18 protein-coding genes are annotated in these 23650 nt (G+C 70.7%); 11 read left to right on the plus strand and 7 right to left on the minus strand.

Translation table 11 applies throughout. From position 1 onward, the window contains the following. Window positions 1-23: 23 nt before the first annotated feature. From AB0L97_RS11220 to AB0L97_RS11230, 3 genes are all read right to left on the minus strand, one after another. Window positions 24-209, minus strand: coding sequence for a hypothetical protein (locus AB0L97_RS11220; protein WP_039803648.1), 186 nt, complete (start codon window positions 207-209; stop codon window positions 24-26). A 167-nt stretch (window positions 210-376) separates the two neighbouring features. Further along, complete coding sequence (locus tag AB0L97_RS11225; protein ID WP_364427694.1) at window positions 377-892, minus strand: gamma carbonic anhydrase family protein; 516 nt, start codon at window positions 890-892, stop codon at window positions 377-379. Window positions 893-943: 51 nt separating this feature from the next. Continuing rightward, on the minus strand, window positions 944-1891 hold the full coding sequence (locus AB0L97_RS11230) for a helix-turn-helix domain-containing protein (protein ID WP_355072762.1): 948 nt from the start codon (window positions 1889-1891) through the stop codon (window positions 944-946). A 71-nt stretch (window positions 1892-1962) separates the two neighbouring features. On the opposite strand from AB0L97_RS11230, the gene AB0L97_RS11235 reads away from it, so the two are divergent. After that, window positions 1963-2730, plus strand: coding sequence for an MBL fold metallo-hydrolase (locus AB0L97_RS11235; protein WP_364427697.1), 768 nt, complete (start codon window positions 1963-1965; stop codon window positions 2728-2730). A 130-nt stretch (window positions 2731-2860) separates the two neighbouring features. After that, window positions 2861-3970 (plus strand): alanine dehydrogenase, encoded by a 1110-nt coding sequence (ald, locus tag AB0L97_RS11240; protein WP_356965054.1) that lies wholly within the window; start codon window positions 2861-2863, stop codon window positions 3968-3970. Here ald and sigJ read toward each other — a convergent pair whose 3' ends face one another. Beyond that, window positions 3971-4921 (minus strand): RNA polymerase sigma factor SigJ, encoded by a 951-nt coding sequence (gene sigJ, locus AB0L97_RS11245; RefSeq protein WP_364427701.1) that lies wholly within the window; start codon window positions 4919-4921, stop codon window positions 3971-3973. A gap of 137 nt (window positions 4922-5058) precedes the next feature. On the opposite strand from sigJ, the gene AB0L97_RS11250 reads away from it, so the two are divergent. After that, the gene (locus tag AB0L97_RS11250) at window positions 5059-5976 is read left to right on the plus strand and encodes a cobalamin biosynthesis protein (RefSeq protein ID WP_364427704.1); all 918 of its coding nucleotides are present in this window, start codon (window positions 5059-5061) and stop codon (window positions 5974-5976) included. Here the strand turns inward: AB0L97_RS11250 and AB0L97_RS11255 are convergent. After that, window positions 5966-6118 (minus strand): hypothetical protein, encoded by a 153-nt coding sequence (locus AB0L97_RS11255; RefSeq protein ID WP_364427707.1) that lies wholly within the window; start codon window positions 6116-6118, stop codon window positions 5966-5968. The genes AB0L97_RS11250 and AB0L97_RS11255 overlap by 11 nt on opposite strands. A gap of 98 nt (window positions 6119-6216) precedes the next feature. Between AB0L97_RS11255 and AB0L97_RS11260 the strand changes: the two genes are divergently transcribed. After that, the gene (locus AB0L97_RS11260) at window positions 6217-6615 is read left to right on the plus strand and encodes a VOC family protein (RefSeq protein WP_364427710.1); all 399 of its coding nucleotides are present in this window, start codon (window positions 6217-6219) and stop codon (window positions 6613-6615) included. A 52-nt stretch (window positions 6616-6667) separates the two neighbouring features. On the opposite strand, the gene AB0L97_RS11265 is transcribed toward AB0L97_RS11260, so the two are convergent. Together AB0L97_RS11265 and AB0L97_RS11270 are read right to left on the minus strand one after the other, a co-directional pair. Beyond that, complete coding sequence (locus AB0L97_RS11265) at window positions 6668-7573, minus strand: SURF1 family protein (RefSeq protein WP_364427713.1); 906 nt, start codon at window positions 7571-7573, stop codon at window positions 6668-6670. Continuing rightward, window positions 7573-8094 carry a low molecular weight protein-tyrosine-phosphatase gene (locus tag AB0L97_RS11270; protein ID WP_364427716.1) on the minus strand — a complete coding sequence of 174 codons (522 nt, stop codon included), beginning with the start codon at window positions 8092-8094 and terminating at the stop codon, window positions 7573-7575. The genes AB0L97_RS11265 and AB0L97_RS11270 overlap by 1 nt, the downstream gene beginning before the upstream one ends. A gap of 44 nt (window positions 8095-8138) precedes the next feature. Here AB0L97_RS11270 and cobC point away from each other — a divergent pair, with 44 nt between their 5' ends. The 7 genes from cobC to AB0L97_RS11305 all read left to right on the plus strand — a co-directional run bounded on the left by cobC (window position 8139) and on the right by AB0L97_RS11305 (window position 23644). Continuing rightward, on the plus strand, window positions 8139-9179 hold the full coding sequence (cobC, locus tag AB0L97_RS11275) for an Rv2231c family pyridoxal phosphate-dependent protein CobC (RefSeq protein ID WP_364427719.1): 1041 nt from the start codon (window positions 8139-8141) through the stop codon (window positions 9177-9179). Window positions 9180-9515: 336 nt separating this feature from the next. Continuing rightward, window positions 9516-10628 carry a Nif3-like dinuclear metal center hexameric protein gene (locus tag AB0L97_RS11280; protein ID WP_364427722.1) on the plus strand — a complete coding sequence of 371 codons (1113 nt, stop codon included), beginning with the start codon at window positions 9516-9518 and terminating at the stop codon, window positions 10626-10628. 136 nt (window positions 10629-10764) lie between these two features. Continuing rightward, complete coding sequence (locus tag AB0L97_RS11285; protein WP_364427725.1) at window positions 10765-11409, plus strand: hypothetical protein; 645 nt, start codon at window positions 10765-10767, stop codon at window positions 11407-11409. Between the two features lie 72 nt (window positions 11410-11481). Next, the gene (locus tag AB0L97_RS11290; protein ID WP_364427728.1) at window positions 11482-12219 is read left to right on the plus strand and encodes a C4-type zinc ribbon domain-containing protein; all 738 of its coding nucleotides are present in this window, start codon (window positions 11482-11484) and stop codon (window positions 12217-12219) included. Between the two features lie 31 nt (window positions 12220-12250). Beyond that, on the plus strand, window positions 12251-13444 hold the full coding sequence (locus tag AB0L97_RS11295; protein WP_364427731.1) for a bifunctional RNase H/acid phosphatase: 1194 nt from the start codon (window positions 12251-12253) through the stop codon (window positions 13442-13444). Between the two features lie 314 nt (window positions 13445-13758). After that, window positions 13759-16230 (plus strand): FAD-dependent monooxygenase, encoded by a 2472-nt coding sequence (locus AB0L97_RS11300; protein ID WP_364427734.1) that lies wholly within the window; start codon window positions 13759-13761, stop codon window positions 16228-16230. Between the two features lie 178 nt (window positions 16231-16408). Beyond that, window positions 16409-23644 (plus strand): amino acid adenylation domain-containing protein, encoded by a 7236-nt coding sequence (locus tag AB0L97_RS11305; protein WP_364427737.1) that lies wholly within the window; start codon window positions 16409-16411, stop codon window positions 23642-23644. Window positions 23645-23650: the final 6 nt, after the last annotated feature.

Consider the following 23650-nt stretch of genomic DNA (forward strand, 5'->3'; position numbering starts at 1 on the left):
CCGCGGTGAGCGTGGCGTCGAAGTCATTGGCGCGGCAGATCCAGCTCGGCCATTTCCTTCTCGATCGCGTTCGCGGCGAAATCCACACCGCGAGAACGTAATTCATGAACCCGGCGCTGGAGTGCCTCGACTCCCCCCGGTTGGGCCGCGATGTCGGCGACGCTGATCCGGCCCTTGGGCCCGTGCACACCCGACTGCACGTACGACACCGTGATACCTCCTGCCTGCACGCTCGCCCACCCGTCGACCCGGGTGGGTTCACCACTGCGCTACAAGTCGCACGACAACCGTGTCGACAGGAGAGCCCGGGTCGCCGGGCACGCTGGCTGAATGCTATCAGCGATCTCTAATGGACATTTGATCAGTGTGTCCTGTTTCACACCTCATTCGCCGTGCGATGTTGGGCTGTATTTGCTAGGTAGACAGTCGCATTCAGGCGAATGCGATCTTGCTCCTCGGCACCGAGTTCCCGGCGCACCTTGCCGGGCACGCCCGCCACGAGCGAACCGGGCGGAATCCGCGCGCCCTCCGGGATCAGCGCATTGGCCGCGATCAAGCTGCCGGGTCCGACCACCGCGCCGTTGAGGATGGTGGCGCCCATGCCGACGAGCACGTCGTCGCCGATCGTGCACCCGTGCAGGATCGCGTTGTGCCCTACCGAGACCCCCGCGCCGACGGTCAGCGGGAAGCCCGGGTCGGCGTGCAGCACGCAGCCGTCCTGGATATTGCTGCGCGCGCCGAGCTTGATGGTCTCCAGGTCGCCGCGCAGCACCGCGCTGTACCAGACACTGACCTCGGCGCCGAGCCGGACACGGCCGATCACGGTGGCGTTCGGCGCGATCCACGCGCTCTCATCGATCTCCGGCGCATGCTCGCCCAGCTGAATCCGCATGGCCATGAACTTAGCGGGCTCGGCTGTGCGGCCACCCGCGGCCCGTCCCGGTCAGTTCTGTCCTTGGAAACTGGTGCGGTGTGCGGCGGGGCTGGTGCCGAGGATGCGGTGGAAGTGGTGGCGCAGGCTCACCGCCGTGCCGAATCCGGTGTCGACGGCGATGCGTTCCACGGTGTCGGTGGTGGATTCGAGCAGTAGTCGCGCGCGATCGGTGCGCTGGAGCAGCAGCCACTGCTGGGGGCTGGTGCCGGTGCGGTCGCGGAAGCGGCGGGTGAAGGTGCGCCGCGACATGAGCGCGACGCGGGCCCAGCCGTCCAGGTCGACCGGGTCGCCGAGATGGGTGCGCGCCCAGACCATGGCGCGCTCGATCGGATCGTCGTCGGCGGCGTCGGGCACCGCGACGGGGATGTACTGCGCCTGGGAGCCGCTGCGATGCGGGGCGGTGACCAGCGACCTGGCCAGCTCGGTGGCGGCTTTGCTGCCGAGATCGCCGCGGACCAGATGCAGGCAGCAGTCCAGCGCCGCAGCCACCCCGGCGGAGGTCACGACATCGCCCAGATCCGACCACAACGTGTCGGCACGGACCCGGACCGCGGGGAACGCACGGGCGAGCTCGGCGGCGGAGGCCCAGTGCGTGGTGATCTCGCGGCCGTCGGCCAGTCCGCTGGCGGCCACCGCCCAGGAACCCAGGCACAGCCCGACGATCCTGGCGCCGCCGGCGTGTGCGGTGCGCAGGGCGTCGCGCACGTCGGCGGACAGCGGAGCGCCGAGTCGCCAGCTCGGGATCACGACGGTGTCGGCCCGCGTCAGCGTCTCGAGTCCGTGCCGGACGTGGATGTCGAATCCGGCCGGGGTGCGCACTGTTCCTGGCCGCTCGGCGCACACGTCCACCTGATACGGCGCGGGCCCTTCGACGCCGACCCGGCCGAAGACGAGGCTGGGCACCGACAGATGGAAGGGACTGACTCCGTCGAACGCCAGGACGGCCACCGTACGCATGGCCTGATCTTAACGGTAAGCGGCTCGCGGGCCACTGGCTTGCGGCGGGCGGGCGGGACAAGATCAACGGCATGAGCGAGACGATCGAACGCACCGGCCTGGAACTCCTGCACATCGGCGGTCCCACGGTGCGGTTCCGCTACGCGGGCCGCACCTGGCTGACCGACCCCACCTTCGACGAGCCGGGCGATTACCCGGGGCCCATCACATTGCACAAACTCGTCGGGCCTGCCGTATCGCAGGCGGAAGTCGGCCCCGTGGACGTCGTATTGCTCTCGCACGACGAACACGCCGACAACCTCGACGACTCCGGCCGGAAGTTGCTGACCACGGTGCCGACCGTGCTGTCCACGCCCGGCGCGGCGACCCGGATCGAAGGAGTGCGCGGGCTGGCGAACTGGGAGACGGTGACGGTGCACGGCGTGCAGGTGACCGGCGTGCCGGCCCTGCACGGTCCCGAGGGCTGCGAGCCGTTCAGCGGCATCGTCACCGGGTTCGTGCTGCGCGCCGAAGGCGAACCGACGGTGTACGTCTCGGGTGACAACGCCTCCGTCGACCTGGTACGGCAGATCGTCGAGCGGATCGGCCGCATCGACATCGCCGTGCTCAACGTGGGCGCCGCGAACGTCGGCCGTTTCGGCGACACCGACGTCACCCTGAACGCGCGCACCGCGCTGGAGGCAGCCGAAGCGCTCGGCGACGCGGTGATCGTGCCCGTCCACGCCGAAGGCTGGGCGCACTTCAGCGAGACGCTCGACCACCTGGGCCGTGTCTTCCGCTACGGCGGCCGCACCGAGCAGTTGCGGATACCGCCGCTGGGACGCACCACCACCGTGTGAGACGGGTCGTCCGAACTCAGCTGGGCAACGTGCCGAGAAACTCACCCGGCGCGCGCGGCTCGGGTGGTCGCCGTGCGCGTTCGGCGCGTCGGTCGTGGCGTCGGCCCCGCGCCGGGGCCACGATGGCGGTATGAGGATCGGAGTTCCACAGGAGGTCAAGGATCAAGAGTTCCGGGTAGCCCTGACTCCGGCGGGCGCCGGGGAACTGACCGGGCACGGACACGACGTGCTGGTGCAGGCGGGCGCGGGCGTCGGATCGGGATTTCCCGACGCCGACTACGCCGCGGTGGGTGCCCGCCTGGTCCCCGACGCCGACCAGGTGTGGCGGGAAGCCGACCTGGTGTTGAAGGTGAAGGAGCCGATCGCGCAGGAGTATCAGCGGATGCGCCGTGGGCAGGTGTTGTTCACCTTCCTGCACTTGGCGGCGTCGCGCGAATGCACCGACGCCGTGTTGCGCTCGGGCATCACCGCCATCGCCTACGAGATGGTGCGCGCCGCCGACGGGTCGCTACCCCTGCTGGCTCCGATGAGCGAGATCGCGGGCAAGCTCGGCGCCCAGGTCGGCGCGTATCACCTGATGGCGCCGCTCGGTGGCGCCGGACTGCTGCCCGGCGGCGTCCCCGGCGTGCGCCCGGCGGAAGTGGTGGTGCTCGGCGGCGGCGTCGCGGGGTCGAACGCGGCCGCGGTCGCCGTCGGCATGGGGGCGCGCGTCAGCGTGCTGGACACCAACCTGCATCGGTTGCGCGAACTCGACGCTCGTTTCGACGGGCGGATCGCCACCGTCGCGTCGAACGCCACGGAGGTCCGGCGCGCGGTGTTGTCGGCGGATCTGGTGATCGGCGCGGTGCTGGTTCCCGGTGCGCGTGCGCCGGAGCTGGTCTCCGATGAGCTCGTCGGCGGTATGCGCCCCGGCGCGGTGCTGGTGGACATCTCCATCGACCAGGGCGGCTGCTTCGCCTCGGCCCACCCGACGACGCACGCGAATCCGACCTTCCGGGTGGCGGATTCGCTGTTCTACTGCGTCGCCAACATGCCGGGCGCGGTGCCGCACACCTCGACCATCGCGCTCACCAACGCGACCCTGCCCTACGTGCGGGCGATCGCCGAACTCGGCTGGCAGGAGGCATGCGCCCGGCACCCCGATCTCGCGCACGGGCTCACCGCGGACGCCGGGCGGCTGCTGTCGGCCGAAGTCGCGGCCGCGCACGGATACTCGCGGCCGCTCGGCGTCGCGGGCTGATTACTCCCGCTCGGTGCGGCTTCCGCCCAGGTGCCAGTCGGGCTCACCGGCGGTGGGCAGGTCGCGCAACTTGTCGGGGTTGCGGACCACGTCGATCGCGACGATGCGACCGTCGTCGACGGTGAAGGAGAAGACGCCCGTGTGGGTGCCGTCGAAGACCACCAGTCCGGGCTGGCCGTTGACCAGCACCGCGCGGCCCCAGCCGCCCGCCACTTGGTACCAGCCGAGCAGCAGCTTGGCCACGAGCTCGGCGCCGTGCACGGGCTGCCGGATCGCGGGCACCTTGCCGCCGCCGTCGGCGGTCAGGCTGACGTTCGTGTCGAGGACGCCCAGCAGGGCGCCGAGGTCGCCGGAACGCCACGCCAGCGCGAAGGCCGACACCACCTTCTTCTGCTCGTCGGGGGAGGCGGGAAAGCGCGGGGTGCCCTCCTCGACGTGTTTGCGTGCGCGGGAAGCCAGCTGGCGGACGGCGGCCGGTGTGCGGCCGACCACTTCGGCGACTTCGGGGCCGCTCATGCCGAAGACGTCCTGGAGTACGAACGCGGTGCGCTCGGCGGGCGACAGCGACTCGAGCACGACCAGCAGCGCGGTGGTTACCCGCTCGTCCTGGGTGATCCGGTCGGCGGGGTCGTCCCAGCTGGTCACCTCCGGCTCCGGCAGCCATTCGCCCACGTACTGTTCGCGGCGCACGCGGGCGGAGCCGAGGTGGTCGAGGGCGAGCCTGCCGGTGACGGTGGACAGCCAGGCCCGCAAGTTGTCGATCTCACCGGCGGCGCCGCTCTCGTACTGCCGCTGCAACCGCAGCCAGGCCTCCTGCACGACGTCGTCGGCGTCGCTGAGGCTGCCCAAGGTGCTGTAGGCGAGCCTGCGCAGATACGGGCGGTGCTCCTCGAACCGCCGAGCCAGCTCGGCCTGGTCGAGGTGCTCGGGGGAAGGCTGCTCGGAAGTCACGTCTGTTCGCCGTTCGTCGTTCGGGCCCCGCCGGGGCGAGTCTATGGATGCGTCACCAGGTCGACGACGCAGGGGCGCGGAGTGTGACACGGCCGGGCCGTGCGGGACGGTCGCCGCCCGCCCGATAGTGTCGCCGAGTGCAGAAGGGGACCGCTACCGCGCTCGGGTTGCTGCTCGGCTTCGCGCTCGATCGAACGTTCGGCGATCCGCGGCGGTGGCACCCGGTGGCCGGATTCGGTTCGGCGGTGGCGGCTTTGGAGTCGGTGACCTATGCCGACCGGCGCGCCGCGGGGCTGGTGCACGAGGCGCTGGCCGTCGGCGCGGTGGTCGGACTCGGCGCGGCTGTACGCCGCGGCGGCGTGGTCGCGACCGCCGCCGCGACCTGGACCGTGCTGGGGGGCCGGAGTCTGGCCCGAGCCGGTCGCCGGATGGCCGATCGCCTGGCGGGGGGCGATCTCGACGGCGCCCGCGCGCTGCTGCCCTCGCTGTGCGGCCGCGACCCGCAGGCGCTCGACGCGGACGGTCTCGCCCGCGCGGCCCTGGAGTCCATCGCCGAGAACACCTCCGACGCGGCCGTCGCCCCGATGGTGTGGGGAGCGGTGGCGGGCGTTCCGGGTTTGCTCGGATATCGCGCGGTCAACACGCTGGACGCGATGATCGGCTACCGCAACGAGCGCTACCGGCATTTCGGCTGGGCCGCCGCGCGCGTCGACGACGCGGCCAACCTGATCCCGGCGCGCGTCACCGGTTTGCTCACCGCCGTGCTCGCACCCTCGATCGGCGGAAGGCCCGCTGCCGCCTTGGCCGCGTGGCGCCGGGACGCCGCCGGGCATCCCAGCCCCAACGCGGGCGTGGTCGAAGCGTCGATGGCCGGGGCGCTGGGCGTCCGGTTGGGTGGCCGCACCGAGTACCCGCACGGTGTGGAGATGCGCCCGGTGCTCGGTGACGGCCCCGCTCCGACCGTGCACGACTTGCGCCGCGCCGTACGCCTTTCGGAGGCGGTGCAACTCACCGCCACCGTGATCGCCGCCGCGGTGGCCGCGATCAGACGTTGAGTAGTTGGCCGCGGCGGGTGGCCGCGATCAGGCGTTGAGCCGTCCGCCGCACCGGGCAGCCGCGAACGGCGGGAGTCCGCGGGCGGTCGGCCCGCGCACCGGCGGCCGCGGCCGCTCGCGATCGCCGGGCGATGACGGTCACCGGCCGCAGCGTCGGCGCCGCGCGGAACCTCCGATCGGCTGGTGTAGGGGCGCTGATCGTGCGAATCCGGATTATTCCGGCTCGGATAGGGTCGGCGGGTGCGAATCGGGCTCATGACCATCGTGGTGGCGGAGTACGACGCCGCGATCGACTTCTTCGTCGACTCGTTGGGATTCGAACTGATCGAGGACTCAGCGGCTCGCACGAATGACGGCCGCCCGAAACGGTGGGTTGTCGTGCGGCCACCCGGCGCCGAAACCGGCATATTGCTGGCCCGCGCCGACGGTGCGCGGCAAGCCGCGGTGATCGGACATCAGGTCGCGGGCCGCGTCGGATTCTTCTTGCAGGTCGAGGACTTCCGGTCGGCGTACGACCGAATGGTCTCGCGCGGTGTCGAGTTCGTCGGCGCGCCACGGAGCGAGCCATACGGGCAGGTGGCGGTCTTCCTGGACATCGCTGGGAACCGGTGGGATCTGCTCGGCCCGGCTCAGCCGTAGTGCGAATCGTCCGGCGTCGCGTCGAGCAAGTCCGGCCGCGACCATGCCGGGATCAACCGCGGCCGCGGCCGTAGCGGTCGGCGAGGCGCGCTTGCGTGGTCGGTGCGGCGGCGGGCACGCTGGGAGCCGTCGACGGAGCCTGCTCGGACCCGGCCGGTTCGGTGCCTGACGTGGCCTCGGGCGATTCTGCGGCGGAGCTCTTTTCTTTCCTTCGTTCCCGGATCTCGGCGTAAATGAAATAGCCGAGGCCGAGGGGAGCCATGATGCCGAAGGCCAGCCATTGCAGGCCATAGGACAAATAGGGTCCCGCATCGAGCTGGGGGAGCGGCGTCGGAGTGAACGCGCCCGGTTGGTTTTCACCCAGTTGCAGGTAGCCGCCGCGCTCGCCGCCGGTCGGAACGGCGGTCAGGGACTGTCGCAGGACCGCCGTCTCCTGGGTGGTGTCGATGGAGTACACCTGGCGATAGCCGTCCTGGACGCTCGGGTCCTTGCCGGGCGTGACCCCTTCGGACATCCGGACCCTGGCCTCGATGCGCTGTGGCCCGGCGGGGGGCTCGGGGATCTGCGGCGGGCGCGTGCCGTCGACCGCCGCCACCAGCCCGCGGTCGACGAGCAGCACGCGCCCGTCGTCCAACCGGAACGTCGCGAGCACCGCGTACCCCGGAGCGCCGTCGAGATGGCGCAGCCGCACCAGCGCCGTCGAGTCCGGCACATAACTGCCGGAGGCGGTGACACGCCGCCACTCGGTGTGCTCGCTCCCCGCGCCGGAGAGCACGGTCGTGACATCGATGGGCTCGGCCTTCACCGAGTCGGCGATCAACTGGTTGCGGTGCGACGTGGCGGTGTTCTTGCCGAGTTGCCACGGCGCGAGCACGGTGAAGCACAGGTAGGCGAACGCGGCGACCAGCACCGCCAGGATCAGCCAGCTGGGGCGAAGCAGGAAGGTCAGTCTGCGCATCAGGATCGCTCGTCGGAGACGAGGCGCGGGTCGGGCGGTTCGGCGGCGGCCAGTTCGGCGCGCACCCAGTCGAGCAGGCCGGGGACGGCGGCCTCGATCTGCGCGCGCACGAGTTCGAAGTCCGTCGTGTCGCCGTAGTAGGGATCGGCCACGTCCTGACCGTCGGCGTCCGGGTCGAAGGCGCGCAGCAACCGCAGCCGCTCGGCCGGGATGCCCAGGCGGGCGAGGTCGCGCTGGTGCGAGCTGTCCAGCGCGATCACCAGGTCCGCGTCACTGTGCTCGGCGCCGAACGCCGCGGCGACGTGGCCGGTCGGGTACCCGTATTTGCGCAGGGTCGCGCTGGTGCGCGGGTCGGCGTCGTCGCCCACGTGCCACGAACCGGTGCCCGCGCTGCTCACCCGCACCCGATTGGCCAGGCCGGCCCGGTACAGGTGCGAGGCGAAGATCTTCTCCGCCATCGGAGAGCGGCAGATGTTGCCGGTACAGACGAACGAGACGTGCAGCTGGCCCACGCCTGCCATTCTGGCCGGTCCCGCTCCGGCGCCGCCACGTAGGGTGTGGTCTCGTGGCCGAGGACACCGTCGATCGAGCGAAACTGCGCCACCACGGCGACGTGGACGTACGTCCGGGCATGCTCGATTTCGCGGTGAACGTGCAGGGGGCCGCACCGCCGGAATGGCTGCGGCGGCGGTTGGCCGCGCGCCTCTCCGATCTGGGGCGTTATCCCAGCGCCGAGGACGCCGAAGCCGCCCGCCGCGCGATCGGGGCCCGGCACGGCCGCGATCCCGGGGAGGTGCTGCTGCTGGCCGGCGCGGCGGAAGGCTTCGCCATGCTGCCTCGCCTCGCGCCGCGGTCGGCCGCGGTGTTGCATCCGTCGTTCACCGAGCCCGAACTCGCGCTCCGGGAAGCGGGCGTTCCCGTCACCAGGGTGGTACTCGAACCGCCCTACCGGCTCGATTCCGCCGCGGTGCCCGCCGGAGCCGATCTGGTGGTGCTCGGGAACCCCACCAACCCGACCTCGGTACTGCACCCGGCCGCCGCCATCCGCGCCCTGCGCAGGCCCGGACGCGTCATTGTGGTCGACGAGGCCTTCGCCGACGCGGTGGCCGGTGAGCCGGAATCCCTCGCCGCCGACCCCGCGCCCGACCTGCTCGTCCTGCGCAGCCTCACCAAGACGTGGGCGCTGGCGGGGCTGCGCTGCGGTTACTTCCTCGGCGCGCCCGAGGTGCTGGCGCGCCTCGGCCACGGGCGACCGCACTGGCCGCTGGGCACCCTGCAACTGGAGGCGATCACCGCGACCGCGAGCCCGGCCGCCGTGGCCGAGTCGCAGCGCCGCGCCGAAACGCTCGCCGTGCACCGTGCCGCGATGATCGAGCGCCTGACCGGCCTCGGCGTGGCGGTCCACACTCCGGCGGAAGGCCCGTTCCTGCTGCTGCGCGTGGCGGACGGTGAATTGCTGCGCAAACATTTGGCCGCGGAGGGGATCGCGGTCCGGCGCGCGGACACCTTCCCAGGCCTGGGCCCGGATCACCTGCGCGTCGCGGTCCGTGGCCCCGCGGAGGTCGACCGGCTGGTCGCGGCGATCCGGTCGGCGGATGTCCGGTGAGCACGAGGCTCCGGCCGTGCCACGCCGATCAAAGATCCGATCCCGCGCGCAGGCGCACTGGCCGGACGGAGATTTCGCGTGTCGGACGTCTCACGGCCGGTGGCCGATCTCCACGTCCGCCGGATGGTGGTCGCCGCACCGGGCATCCGGGCGAACAAGGGTCCGGCCCACTCACCACGACGGACGCGGTGTTCGTGGCGCTGGACTGTGCCCTTCGTACCGTCCGACCACGCGAATCACCGGCACGAGACGGGCGAGCGCACGCAGCCACGCAGGCACGTCCGGCGGTGAATCCACTGCCGCACAGTGCGGAACCGAAGCGAAGGAAGGTGGACGATGACCACGCTCGCGGATCTCATCGGGGCGCTCGACGCGGCCTACCCGCCCGCGCTGGCCGAGCCGTGGGACTCGGTCGGCCTGGTCTGCGGTGACCCGGCCGAGGAGCTGACCCGGGTGCTCTTCGCGGTGGACGCGACCGCTGCGGTCGTCGACGAGGCGATCGACTGGCGTGCGCAGGCGCTGGTGGTGCACCACCCGTTGCTGCTGCGCGGCGTCGACACCGTCGCGGCGAGCACGCCGAAAGGCGCGCTGCTGCATCGGCTGATCCGCTCGGGCTGTGCGCTGTTCACCGCGCACACGAACGCCGACTCCGCCGATCCCGGCGTCTCCGACGCGCTCGCCGCGGCCATCGGCCTGACCGTGACCGGCCCGCTGGACTCCAAACCCGAAGCAGCCGTGGACAACTGGGTGATCCAGGTGCCGCGCACGCACACCGACGCGGTGCTCGCCGCGCTCTTCGCCGCCGGTGCGGGCGCGAGCGGGCACTGTTGCGACCGTGCGGTGCGTGTGCCCGCGACCGGCCAGTTCCGTCCCGAAGCCGCGGAACAAGGCTCCCTGACCGAACTCCAGTACGTCGAGGAGGAGCGGATCGAGGTGGCCGCCCCGCCCGCCGCGCGCTCGGCCGTGCTCGCCGCGCTGCGGGCCGCGCATCCCGGTGACGACCCGGTGTATCACATCAGCGAACGCGCCCAGCTGCCGTCGTCGCTCGGCATCGGCCGGATCGGCACCCTGCCGCAACCGGAATCCTTGCGCGACTTCACCGATCGCGTGGCCCGCGCCCTCCCGCCCACCGCGTGGGGCGTACGCGCCGCGGGCGACCCGGATCGCACCGTCTACACGGTCGCGGTGTGTGGCGGCGCGGGTGACTCCTATCTGAACAGGGCCAGCGGGCTGGGTGTCGATGTGTATCTCACCTCCGACCTGCGCCATCACCCGGTCGACGAGCACCTGCGCACGGGCGGCCCCGCCTTGGTGGATGCCGCGCACTGGGCGACCGAATTCCCGTGGTGCGCGCAGGCGGAAGCGGTCGTGCGAACCGCCCTTCCCGGTTTGGAGACCAGGGTGTCCACGCTGCGCACCGATCCGTGGACGGTGCGCGCGCCCGGCTGAGCGTCGCACGTCCGCGTCCGAACCCGTTGTCTCGGCGACGAACTGGCAACGGCGTGTCGGGGCGTGTCCGCGCCGAGCCGGAACGGGTTGGGCGTTTCGGGTGAATCGAGTAGTTCGCGCGGGGTACAACTACCGCATGAACTTCCCGGTGGATTTCGGGCTCGTGCAGATCGGGCTGATCCTGCTGCTGGTCGTCGGTGTAGCGCTGATCATCTCCGGTCTGATCGCCGCGCGCCGGGTGGGAATGCGGCCGCTGCTCGCACGCGGAACGGGCGGACTCGCGCTGCTGCTGGTCGCCGCGGTGCTGTTGTGGATCGCGACGCTGCTGCAGACCTATCTCGGATTGACCGGCGAGATCAAAGCGGCGCATGTGGTGGCCAAGCCGGTGGCGGGACAGGAACACCTGCTCGACGTCGATGTCACCCTGTACGGCGACGACGACCACCCCGAGCAGCGTCTCACCCACCAGGTCGAAGGCGACATGTGGGTACTGCAAGCGGGCATCGTCGAGTTGGAGCCGTGGGTGAACGCGCTGGGCTTTCACTCCGGCTACCGGATCAGCCGCCTGTACGGTCAGCGTCTGGACGGCGTCGCGACCAAACAGAACCAGATCTTCCTCAACGACGGCGACCGCGACTTCTTCGCCGACATGCGCGCCGGCCGCTGGTGGACCCAGCCGTTCGTGCGCTCCGCCTACGGCAACGCGGTGATCGCGGTGCCCGGCGAATACGACGTCTACATCTCCCGCGACGCCATCAAAACTCGCACGGTCGGCGGCTGACGCCGGTCCGCCGATCCGGCGGGGTACGGTTGAACACCAGTCCCGTCCACCCCGTCCAGGAGTTTGTCCGCGTTGAATGTCGAACCCCCGATCCAGGCCGAGCTGCTGCGGCTCGCCGCCGTCGACGCCGAGCTGACCCGGATCGCGCACCGCCGCACCGTGCTGCCCGAGCAGCAGGAGGTGGCGCGGCTGGAGGCCGAGCGCAACGCGCACTCCGACGCCGCGGTGGCCGTGGAGATCGTGCTGGACGATCTCGACCGCGACATCCGCAAGCTGGAGGGCGAGGTCGAGGCGGTGCGCAAGCGCGAGGAGCGGGACAAGAGTCTGCTCACCGCGGGAACCGTGAACGCCAAACAGCTTTCGGAGATCCAGCACGAGCTGGGGAGTCTGGAGCGCCGCCGCTCCGTGCTGGAGGACGAGCTGCTCGAGGTGATGGAGCGGCGCGAAGCCTCCGCCGCCGACCACGAGCACGCGGGCGCGCTGTTGAGCAAGACCGACGAGGAACTCGGCGATGCCAGGCGACAGCGGGACGAGGCGCTCGCGGACCTGGAGGTGGCGCAGACGCGCTGCGAAACCGATCGCGCGGGCGTGGTCGCGAAGCTGCCCGGCGAACTGCTGGCCATCTACGACCGTCAGCGGGAACAGCACGGTGTCGGCGCCGCCCTGTTGCAGGCGCGGCGCTGCGGCGCGTGCCGCATCGAACTCGATCGCGGCGAGATCGCCCGTATCGCCAAGACCGCTCCCGACGTGGTCGTGCGCTGCCCGGAGTGCGGCGCCATCCTGGTCCGGACCAGGGAATCGGGGCTGTGAGTTCGCCGCGACCGATTGCCGGGGAGATGCGATGAGCTTCCCCGAAGTGATCGTCGAAGCCGACGGCGGCTCGCGGGGCAATCCCGGTCCGGCCGGGTACGGCGCGGTGGTCTACGACGCCGATCACGTCCGGGTGCTCGCCGAGCGCCGGGAGTTCCTCGGCATCGCCACCAACAACGTCGCCGAATATCGCGGACTGATCGCCGGGTTGGCGGCGGCCGCGGAGCTGGGCGCCGAATCGGTCGTGGTGCGGATGGATTCCAAGCTGGTCGTCGAGCAGATGTCCGGTCGCTGGAAGATCAAGCACGCGGCCCTGATCCCGCTCGCCGACCAGGCCCGCAGGATCGCGGCCGGGTTCGCCCGGGTGAGTTACCGCTGGATCCCACGCGCGCAGAACTCGCATGCCGACCGGCTCGCGAACGAGGCTATGGACGCCGGAGCCGACGTGGACGAGGGCCGTGCCCAGGCCGCCTCCACCCGGTCGGTGGAAGCCGCCGATCCGGCTCTCGCGGACACCGAGCGCGATCTGCCGAGCTGGATCGACGAAGCCAGGGAAGCGAACGCCGAGCAGTCGAAGCCCGCGCAGCACGGTCCCGGCTGGACCCGTGCCACGGGTCGGCCCACGCGTTTGCTGCTGCTTCGCCACGGCCAAACCGAGTTGTCGGTGCAACGCCGCTATTCCGGTCGCGGCAATCCGCCGCTCACCGCGCTGGGCCGCGAGCAGGCCGCGCGCGCCGCGAAAATGCTGGCCGCCAAAGGCGGCATCGCCGCGGTGGTCAGCTCTCCGCTCGGCCGGGCCAGGGAGACCGCCGAGGCGGCCGCCGCCGCGCTCGGGGTCCCGGTCGAGATCCACGACGGGCTGATCGAGACCGACTTCGGCGCGTGGGAGGGATTGACCTTCGCGGAGGCCGCGCAACGCGACCCGGATCTACACGCCCGCTGGATCGGTGACCCGACCGTCGCCGCGCCCGGCGGGGAGAACTTCGAGGAGGTCCGCGCGCGGGTGGACGCGGCTCTGCGCGACCTGCTCGAGCGGTACCCCGGCGCCAATGTGGTCGTGGTCAGTCATGTGACCCCGATCAAGACGCTGCTGCGGCTGGCCCTCGATGCCGGCCCGTCGCTGCTGTATCGCTTGCATCTGGATCTGGCGTCGCTCTCGATAGCCGAGTTCTATCTCGACGGCGGGTCTTCGGTGCGTCTGGTGAACGATACGTCCTACCTCTGAAGCCGACGACGAGCCCGATTCGAGGGCGAACGCGGTGCGTGGAGGGCGAATTATGCCTCATTGCAACACATTTCCGTTTCACAATCGCGCGATGCGGTGAATCTCACTTCAACTCGGCCTTGCGCGCCGAGTAGCGGTAGGCTTCCGGACGGTCAGGCACAGGCGTCCTAGCTGCCTGCCTGGTCGGGGTCGACGCAGTGACCTCGGTCAGTGCTGCTCAGCGGGACGGTTTCGCGCGGGCAGAGTGGCCCGCGGGCCGCGTCGCGGCGGGAACCACCTGTGCCGTCGAGTGGTTCGATGAGAGTGCAGGTTCGATGAGCAGTCCGATCAAGGTTGTCGTTCTCGGGGCAGGGATCGGAGGACTCACCACCGCGGCCGCCCTGCGGCATGCGGGATTCGGCGTCGAACTATACGAAGCGGGCCCGGAACTGCGGGCCCAGGGCTTCGGACTTTCCGTGCAGGCCAACGGAATCAACGCACTGCGCACGTTGGGTCTCGGCATCGACGAGCAGCTGCTCGAACGCGGCGGCCGGGTCGAGACCTTCCGTTTCTGCAACCCCGACGGCAGCCCGATCCGGGTGCTCCCGGTGCATCGGCTCGACGCCCAGCTCGGCGCACCCGCCGTGGCGCTGCACCGCACCGACCTGCACGACGTGCTGCTGAACGCGATCGGCGACACGCCGACTTTCGTCGGCGCGCAGGCCACCCGCTTCGTCGATGACGGCGAGCACGTGCGCGTCGAGTTCGCCGACGGCCGGGTCGCCGAGGGCGATCTGCTCGTGGGCGCCGACGGTATCCACTCGGTGGTGCGCGCCCAGTTGCACGGTCGCGCCGAGCCGCGGCCCGGCGATTTCGTCTGCTGGCTGGCCTGCATCCCGTTCGAGCACCCCAATGTCGCGCGCGGATTGTCGGCGCACTTCTGGGGCACCGGAATGCGTTTCGGCATCCACGACATCGGTCACGGCCGGGTGTACTGGTGGGGCACCAAGACGCTCCCCGCCGACGAGGCCGCCAACTGGCAGGGCGACAAGGAAGACCTACTGCGCTTGTACGCCGACTGGGCGCCGGAGGTGCGCGCCTGCATCGAGCAGACCGACGAAGCGGCGATCCTGGCCGTGCCCGCTCAGGACCGCCCGCCGCTGGCGCAGTGGGGCCGCGGCCGGGTGACGCTGCTCGGCGACGCGGCGCACCCGATGCTGCCCAGCCTCGGCCAGGGCGCCAACGCCGCGATCGAGGACGCGGTGGTGCTGGCCAGTGTGCTGCGCAACTCACTGGACCCGGTCGCGGGCCTGCGTCGTTACGAGAAGTTGCGCGCTGACCGCACCGCCATGTTCGTGAACGGATCGGCTTCGCTGGCGAAGATCGAGCAGACCACCGACCCGCGCCTGGTGCGAGTGCGCGACACCTACTTCCGCCACGCGCCCACCGAATTCTTCCTGCGTGAACTCGGCAAACCGATGTCGTTCCCGCCGCCGGACGGGCCGACGGCGCGACTGCCGCGTCCGCTCTCGCCGGTCGAGCGCTGGCACTGGATCGCCGATCAGCTGGCACCGCTGCACATCCTGTCGCGGGTGCGAATTCGTGGCCACGTCGAAGCCGACCGGATTCGCGCGGGCTTGGACGAAGTACAACGCCGACATCCGCTCTTGCGGGTCGCCGTCGCCGCCGAACCGGACGGCACCGCACCGCGTTTCGTTCCGGTGCAAGCGCCCATCCCGCTGCGCGTGATCGAATCCGAGGACAGCACGAACTGGCTGACCGAGGCCGACGAGGTGGAGCTGCGCGAGCCGTTCGACTGGCGCACCGGCCCGCTGGCCAGGGCGGTGCTGATCAAGGAGACCGACGGCACCAACGAGCTGATCGTCACGCTGCACTACGCCATCGCCGACGGCGAGAGCGCGTTGTCGGTGGCCAAGCAGGTGCTCCAAGTGGCCGCCGGGGAAGGGGGGGACTTCTCGCCCGCGCCGGTCCGGCCGGGCCCGGAAGAACTGTTCCCCCCGCGCTTCCAAGGTGCGGGCGGTGCGCTGCGCACCGCGGGATCGTTCCTGCGCGACCAGAAGTCGCAGCTGCGCAAGCCGCGCAGGCTGGAGCCGACCAGGCTCGCCCCGCCCGCACAGCGGCGCAGCCGGGTGGTGCACCGCAGCCTCGACGGCGACCAGTTGGAGGCGCTCACCGCGGGCTGCGCCCGCCACGGCGTCGGCCTGCAGGCCGCGCTCTCCGCCGCGCTGCTGACCGCGGCGGCCAGGGAGGCGGGCACCGACAAGGCCGCCTGGTACACCGTCGGCAGCTCGGTCAACTTCCGTGACCATCTCGACGGCGCCGCGGGCGACACCGAGGTCGGCACCTATCAGGGCATGATCGCCACCCCGGCGAAGTACGCACCGTGGGCTTCGCTGTGGGAGATCGCCGCCGAGATCGAGCGCGAGTACGGTGCGCGGATGGACCGGCGCGATCACTTGTCCGCGTTGAACCTGCTGAAGGTGGCCGCGCCGAAGTCGGTGGCCGCCAGCGCGTCCACGGTGAAACTCATGGACACTCGCGGCCCGGGACATCTCTGTATGACCTACCTCGGCGACTACCCGTTCCCGGCCAAGATCGGCTCCTGGCAGCTGGAGGGCGCGCAGTTCGTCTCCGGCATGTCCGTCAGCGGCTTCATCATGGCCACCGCCAATGCGACGCACAACGAGCTGTCCCTCAACATCGGCTACGTCGAGCCCGCGGTATCACGTGACCGCGCCGACCGTCTGGCCGACGAAAGCGTGCGCGCGCTGCTGTCAGCTTGCTGACCGGCCCGCATACACCGCGATAACAACAGCAGAGTCGCGGCATCGGCAGTGCCGATGCCGTGATTCGCGATATCGATAACTGGATAAGTGTGGTAGCAGCTTTGCGTGTCAGCGATCAGGGTGGGCTCGAGTAGATCCGCGCACGGCCGGTGCCGCGACTGTCGCGATAGGAGTGACTGTGACATTCGAACCGAGTGCTACTTCCGAGAGACCCCCCGAAGCCTGGCCGGTCAGCGCGTACCAACGCGATGTCTTGTCGGTCGCCTACCGGTATGCCCCGGCGCCGGTCACCCGAAACGCCTACTGCGCGTTCATGGACGAACCGTTCGACATGGACCGGTTGCGGGCCGTAGTGCGCAGGGCGCTGCTCGCCGACGAGGCGCTGCGCCTGCGGTTCGAGTTCTCCGAAGGCCGCTTCTGGCAGTGGGTCTCCGACGAGCTACCCGAGGTCGAGCTGGTCGATCTCAGTTGGGCGTCGGACCCGGCCGCGGCGCGCCGCGACTGGGTGAACCGGGCCAATGTGACGCCGTCCCCGCCCCGGCAGCCGTTCCGGATCGCCGCGCTGGTCGACGGGCCCGACCACTTCCATCTCTACGTGGCGATGCACCACGCGATGATCGACGGCTGGGGCGTGAACGCGCTCTGGAGCGCCCTGGTCGACAACTACAGCCGCACCGACCTCTCGCTCGAGCAGCTCGCCGAGCCGGATCCGTTCACCGAGCAGACCGACCGCGGCGCGGCGACCTATCGCGAGATCGCCGCCGAGCACGAGGAGTATCTGTCCTCCCCGCAGTGGGTGGCGGACCGCGACGCGCTGGTGCGTCGCTTCGAGGGAGTGGTCCCCGCGCTGTTCTCCGGACGTGCGAGCACCCCCAACGTCGACCGGGGGCGGCGGCGCGTGGTGGTGGAACCCGCGTTTCTCGACCGCATTCGCGCCACCGGCTTCTCCGTCTTCGCGTTCACGGTTTCGGCGCTGGCCGCCTACCTGACCACCATTCACCGCTCCGAAGAGGTGGTGATCGGCGTCCCGATGCTCAACCGGCACAGCGCGGAGACCTTCCGCACCGCCGGGCACCGGACGAATGTGGTGCCCCTGCGCATCCGGGTCGACCCCGCCGAGCCGCTGTCGGCGGTCGCCTCGGAAGTGGCCGCGCAGATCCGGGAACTCAAGCGCTACGAGCGTTTTCCCTACGGTGACCTGGCACGTGCCCTCAGCAGCGATCCCACGGCGCCGCCGCTGTTCGACGTGGCGTACTCCTACATCAAGATGCCGCCGTCGGATCACCTCGACAAGATTCTCGGCACCCTCGACATCGTCAACCCGGGCACGGTGCTCGAGGCGCTGAACATTCTCGGCGTCGAGCACGCGCGCGACGGCTCGCTGAACCTCCAGCTGTACTACGACAAGGACGTCTTCGACGAGAATTTCCCGTTCGAGTCGGTCGTGCGCGGCGTCGGTGCGCTGGTGGTGGCGGCGCTGGACCGGCCTGAGGCGCCGATCTCGGACTTGCCGCTGATGTCGCGGCGGGAGCAGGCGGCCGTCGCCGCGTTCGAATCCGGACCGCGCGAGGAATTCCCGTACACGACGATCGACCGGCTGGTCGCCGACGTGGCCACGCGCCATCCGGACCGGATCGCGATCGAACCGGTCGCCGGGTCCGGGGAGCAGCCGCTGCGCTACGCCGAATTGTCCGCGCTGGCCGACGGTTTCGCCGCGAGGCTGCACGCATTGGGCGCGACCGGCAACGAATGCGTCCCGGTGGTACTGCCCCGCTCGACGGAGATGCTCGTCGCGATCTTCGGTGCGCTGCGGGCCGGTTGCGCCTATGTGCCGCTCGACCCCGACTTCCCGGCCGCTCGTATCGAGACCGTGCTCGCCGACTGCGGGGCACGATTCGTCGTGGCGGGGCCGGAGCATGGAGCGGTTTTCGACAGGCTGGGCGTCACGAGGATCACGGTGGCCGACACCGTCCCGGCGCGTGGTATCGAAAACGTCTCGCATCCAGCGGATCTCAGCTATCTCATCTACACCTCCGGTTCCACGGGCGTGCCCAAGGGCGTGATGATCGAGCACCGGTCGGTGGTGAACCGCCTGACCTGGATGCAGCGACGCTACCCCCTACACGACTCGGACGTGATCCTGCAGAAGACGCCGGTGACCTTCGACGTCTCGGTGTGGGAGCTGTTCTGGTGGGCGATCACCGGCGCCAAAGTGGCGCTGCTGGAACCTGGCGGCGAGCGCGATCCGCGCCGCATCGCCGACGCGATCGCCGCACACGGCGTGACGGTGCTGCACTTCGTGCCCTCCATGCTGGCCGCGTTCGTCGACGAACTCGCGGCCGACCCCGCCACGGTCGCCCGCATCGGCAGCGTGCGACGGGTCTTCTGCAGCGGCGAGGCGCTACCCCCGGCGCTCGTGCGCCGGTTCCACGCGGTCTTCGCCGCGGCCGGGGCGTCGGCGCCGCAGCTGGTGAATCTCTACGGACCCACCGAGGCCACCGTCGACGTCTCCTATTTCGACTGCCCCGCCGACGATCCGCTCGACGTGGTGCCGATCGGCCGCCCGATCGACAACATCGACTTGCTCGTGCTCGATCACATCGGCCGCCGGGTGCCGGTCGGCGTGCCGGGGGAGCTGAACATCGCGGGGGTGGGCGTGGCCCGCGGCTATCGCGGCAGGCCCGAGCTGACCGCGGCGGCGTTCGTCGACGATCGCGCGGTGCCGGGGCGCCGCCGGTACCGGACCGGTGACCTGGCGCGCTGGCTGCCGGACGGCAATCTCGAATACCTGGGTCGCTTCGACGATCAGGTGAAGATCCGCGGCAACCGGATCACCCTCGGCGAGGTGCAGAACGCGATGCTCGGCTGCGCCGGGGTCCGTGCGGCGGCCGTGGTGGACGAGGTCTCGGAAGCGCACGGCGTGCAACTGGTCGGCTATTTCGTCGGCGCCGACGTCTCCGGTGAGGAGATCGCCGCGCAGCTGGCGGCCCGGCTGCCCCGCTACATGGTGCCGTCGCGACTGATCCGGGTGGATCGGATTCCGCTGACTCGCAACGGGAAACTGGACCGGCGCGCCCTGGCCGAGCAGCTCGTCCTCGGCCACGGCGGCGAGCCGGTCGCGGGCGCGGAGCCGCGCACCGATGTCGAGACCAGGCTCGCGCAGGTCTGGCGCACCGTGCTGGGCGTCGAGTCGGTCGGCGTGCACGACAACTTCTTCACCCACGGCGGCGATTCCATCCTCGCGCTGGCCGTGCGCACCGCAGCCGAACGCGCCGGGCTCTACTTCGACGTGGACGCCTTCTACCAGGCGCCCACCATCGCGGAGCTGGCCCGCGTCGTGCGCGACGACCGCCACGACGAGCGTGGCCGCGTCGCCGCGCCCCTGGAGACGGTGCCGCTGATCGACCGCGCCGCGCTGCACCAGGCCGAGGACGCGTTCCCGGCAACGGCCCTGCAACTGGGCATGCTGTATCACAGCATCGAGCGCGCCGACTCGGTCACCTACAAGGACGTGTTCCGCTATCGGCTCGAAGTACCCTGGGACGCCTCGCAATTCAGGGATGCCGTGGGCCGGCTGGTGCGGCGTCAACCCGCGCTGCGCTCGTCGTTCGAGCTGAGCAGGTATTCGGTTCCGTTGCAGATCGTGCATGTCGCGCCGCCCTACGAACTGGAGATCATCGATCTCGGCGAGATGGACGAGGCGGACGGCGAGGATCTGATCGAGATCTATCTCCAGGAGCGGGCCCACGCCCAGTACGACATCTCACGCGCTCCGCTGTTCGCGATCCGGGTATTCGTCCGTCCCGGCTCGCAGCAGCCGGTCGGCACGGTGGACCTGGTGCTGAGCTTCCACCACGCCATCCTGGACGGCTGGAGTGTCGCCACGTCGGTGCTGGAACTGCTGCTGGACTACCTCCACCACATCGGCATGACTCGCAACCGGGTCGAGGCCACCCCGCATCCGGCCACCGTGCTCGCCGAGTACGCGCGGGCCGAGCAGAGCGCCGCGCGCGACAGCGCGGCCCGCGCGTACTGGCTGACCGCCCTGGAAGGCGCCGAACCCACCGCGCTTACCGCGCTGGGGGTGCACCAGCCGGTGGTGGCGGGCGTGCCGCAAGCGCGGGCGCTGGTGCCGCGCAGGCTGGCCGAACGGGTCTCGGCGTTCGCCACGCGCCACCAGGTGCCGGAGAAATCGGTGTATCTGGCCGCGCACTGCCTGGCGTTGCGGGCGCTGACCGGCCGCACGGACGTCACCACCGGCGTGGTGAGCCACGGTCGCCCGGACCGGGCCGGCGCCGAACGAGTGGCGGGCCTGTTCCTCAACACGCTGCCGATCCGGTTGGACGGCACCGCGACCACATGGCGCGCGGCGGTAGAGCAGATCGCGCGACGCGAACGCGAGGCCTACCCGTTCCGCCGCTACCCGCTGCGGTCGATCCTCGCCGACGGCGGGCCGGTCTTCGAGACGGCGTTCAACTTCGTCAACTACCACGTCTTCCAGCCCATGCTCGTGCTGGACGGCGTGCGCCTGCTCGACTTCGACGCTCGCGAGGAGACCAACTTCCAACTGCTGGTCACCGCGGCCACCGACCCGCGCGACGGCCGGATGTGGTTGCGGGTGGACGGCGACCACACGCTGACCGCCGAGCAGTGCGAGACCGTGGCGCTCACCCAGTTGCGCATGCTGGCCGGAATCGTCGCCGACCCGGACGCGGCGATCGACCGTGGCGTCGGCCCCGCGACCGCCCGCGACGTGGGCACGCTGGTGGCCGAGGCGGCCGCGCTCGACCCCACCCGCATCGCCCTGGCCGGTGACGAGGAATCGGTCACCTACGACGAGCTGATCGATCGCTCCGACCGGCTGGCCCGGCGCCTGGTCGGGCTCGGGGTGGCGCCGGGCGACCGGGTCGGCATCCTGATGGGGCGCCGCCCGCGGCTGGTGCTGCTCGTGCTCGCGCTGACCAGGATCGGGGCCGCGTGTGTTCCGCTGGATGTCAGCTACCCGCGAGCCAGGCTCAATCTGATGATCGACCGAGCTCGCCCGCACCGGGTGATCGCCGACGCCGCCTATCGCGACATCGTCGACGACGCCGCCTTGGTGCTGGACACCGCCGCGCTCTTCGACGACTCCGTGCCCGACGCGGAAGTGGCGCTGCCCGACCACGTCTCGCCCGACGCGGTGGCCTACGTGCTGTTCACCTCCGGGTCGACCGGTGAGCCCAAGGGCGTCGCCATGCCGCATCGCGGCCTGACCTCCCTGGTGGACTGGCAGAATCGCGCGGCCACCGGCACCGGCCTGCTGAGCACACTGCAGTTGGCGCCGTTGAGTTTCGACGTCTCGTTCCAGGAGATCTTCACCACCCTCGCGGCCGGGTCCACCCTGCGGGTGAGTTCGGCGGATCTGCGATCGAACGTCGAGCAACTGCTGGCCACGGTGGTGGAAGAGGGCATCGAACGGCTCTTCCTGCCGTACGTGGCCTTGCAGGCGTTCGCCGAGGCGGCCGTGGCGCACCGGATGTTCCCGACCGAACTGAAGGTGCTGATCTCCTCCGGCGAGCAGCTGCGCATCACCGACGAGATCCGCGCCCTGTGCAAGGTGGTTCCCGGCCTGGTGCTGGAGAACCAATACGGTCCCACCGAGTCCCACGTCGCGACCAAGTTCACGCTCACGGGTCCGGCCGACGAGTTCCCCGCGCTGCCGCCCATCGGGCGCGCCGTCGACGGCGACACCGTCGAACTACTCGACAGCGCCCTGCGGCCGGTGCCGGACGGCGTGATCGGCGAGATCTATCTCGGCGGCCGCAGCATCGCCCGCGGCTACGAGGGCAGGCCCGCGCTCACCGCGCAGCGGTTCGTCGCCACGCACGCGGGCGGAATCCGCTACCGCACCGGCGATCTCGGCGTCCGGCTGTTCTCCGGCGACATCGTCTGCCTGGGACGCAGCGACAGCCAGGTGAAGATCCGCGGGTTCCGGGTGGAGCCGGCCGAAGTCGAGCTGTGCATCCTGAGCTTGGTCGAGAAGTTCCCCGGCATCACCGAGGCCGCAGTGGTGGCGCGCGGTTTCGGCGGCATAGACGGCTCGCTGATCGCGTTCCTGGTCGGCGCGCCCGAGCAGACCGACCTCGCCGCGTTGCGGCACGACCTGCGCTCGATGCTGCCCGCGCACATGGTGCCGTCGCGGTTCGCCTGGCTCGATGAGCTGCCCCGCACGCCCAGCGGCAAGCGCGACGACGCGACGCTGCGCGCCTACGGCGAGGACGCGACGGAAACCGTGTCGGCGCGGCGGGAGCCCGCCGACGAGTACGAGCGGTCGGCGGTCGAACTGCTCGCCGAGTACGCGGGACTGCGCGCCATCGGTGTGGACGACGACTTCTTCGCGGCGGGCGGCACCTCGATCGGGGCGATGCGCGTGGTGATGGCGCTGTCGCGCCGGTGGGGCGTCGAGGTGCCGCTGGACGCGTTCATCGGCGCGCCCACCGCCGCCGGGATCGCCACCCTGGTGCGGGCGGGTGCCGTGCAACGCACATTCGACCCGCTGGTGCCGATCAGCGTCGGCGGCAGCAAGCCACCGCTGTTCCTGGTGCACCCGATCGGCGGAAACGTGCTGTGCTACCTGGCCCTCGCGCGTTATCTGGATCCGGATCGCCCGATCTACGGGTTGCAGGCGGCAGGCGCGGATTCCGGTAGCGCCCCGGAGAAGACCATTCCCGCGATGACGGAGTCGTACCTGCAGGCGGTGCGGCGGGTGCATCCGAAGGGGCCGTATCACTTGGCGGGTTGGTCGTTCGGCGGCTACGTCGCGTTGGAGATGGCCCGCCAGCTGCCCGAGCACGAGGTCTCCAGTGTGACGCTGCTGGACACCATGGCGCTGCGCGCACGCACCCGGACCCCGATTCCGGAGGAGAAGCTCATCCGGTGGTTCTTCCTCGAGCTGCTGTGGTACGCGCGGGGAAGCCGCTCCGCCCTGGTCGATTTCGAGCCCGGCGTGCACAATTCCGAGGATCTGTTCGCGGCGATGCTGGCGGAGTCGGTGCGGTCGGGCATCCTGCCCGCCGACAGTTCGCCGCAGGCGATCCGGCGGCTCTACGAGGTGTTCTTCGCCAACTACTCGGCCATGCTGGACTACAAGCTCGAGCCGTACCAGCGCGACATCACGCTGCTGCGCGCCACCGAGGGCCTGCCGCCGGGCGTCGACCTGGCGCACAAGACCGTCGGCAGCATGTTCGACAGCGCCGACAACGGCTGGAAGCAGTACGCGGCGCGCCGGTTCACGGTGATCGACGTGCCGGGCGATCACCTGAACATGATGACCGAGCCGAACATCGGCGAGCTGGGGCTGCGGTTGGACGAGGTGCTGTCGGCCGCCGATCCCGACTTGGACCGCGAGTGGGACGAGTCCATGCTGGACGCCTGAGGTTCG

The sequence above is a fragment of the Nocardia sp. NPDC051911 genome (assembly GCF_040681035.1).
Classification (GTDB): domain Bacteria; phylum Actinomycetota; class Actinomycetes; order Mycobacteriales; family Mycobacteriaceae; genus Nocardia; species Nocardia sichangensis.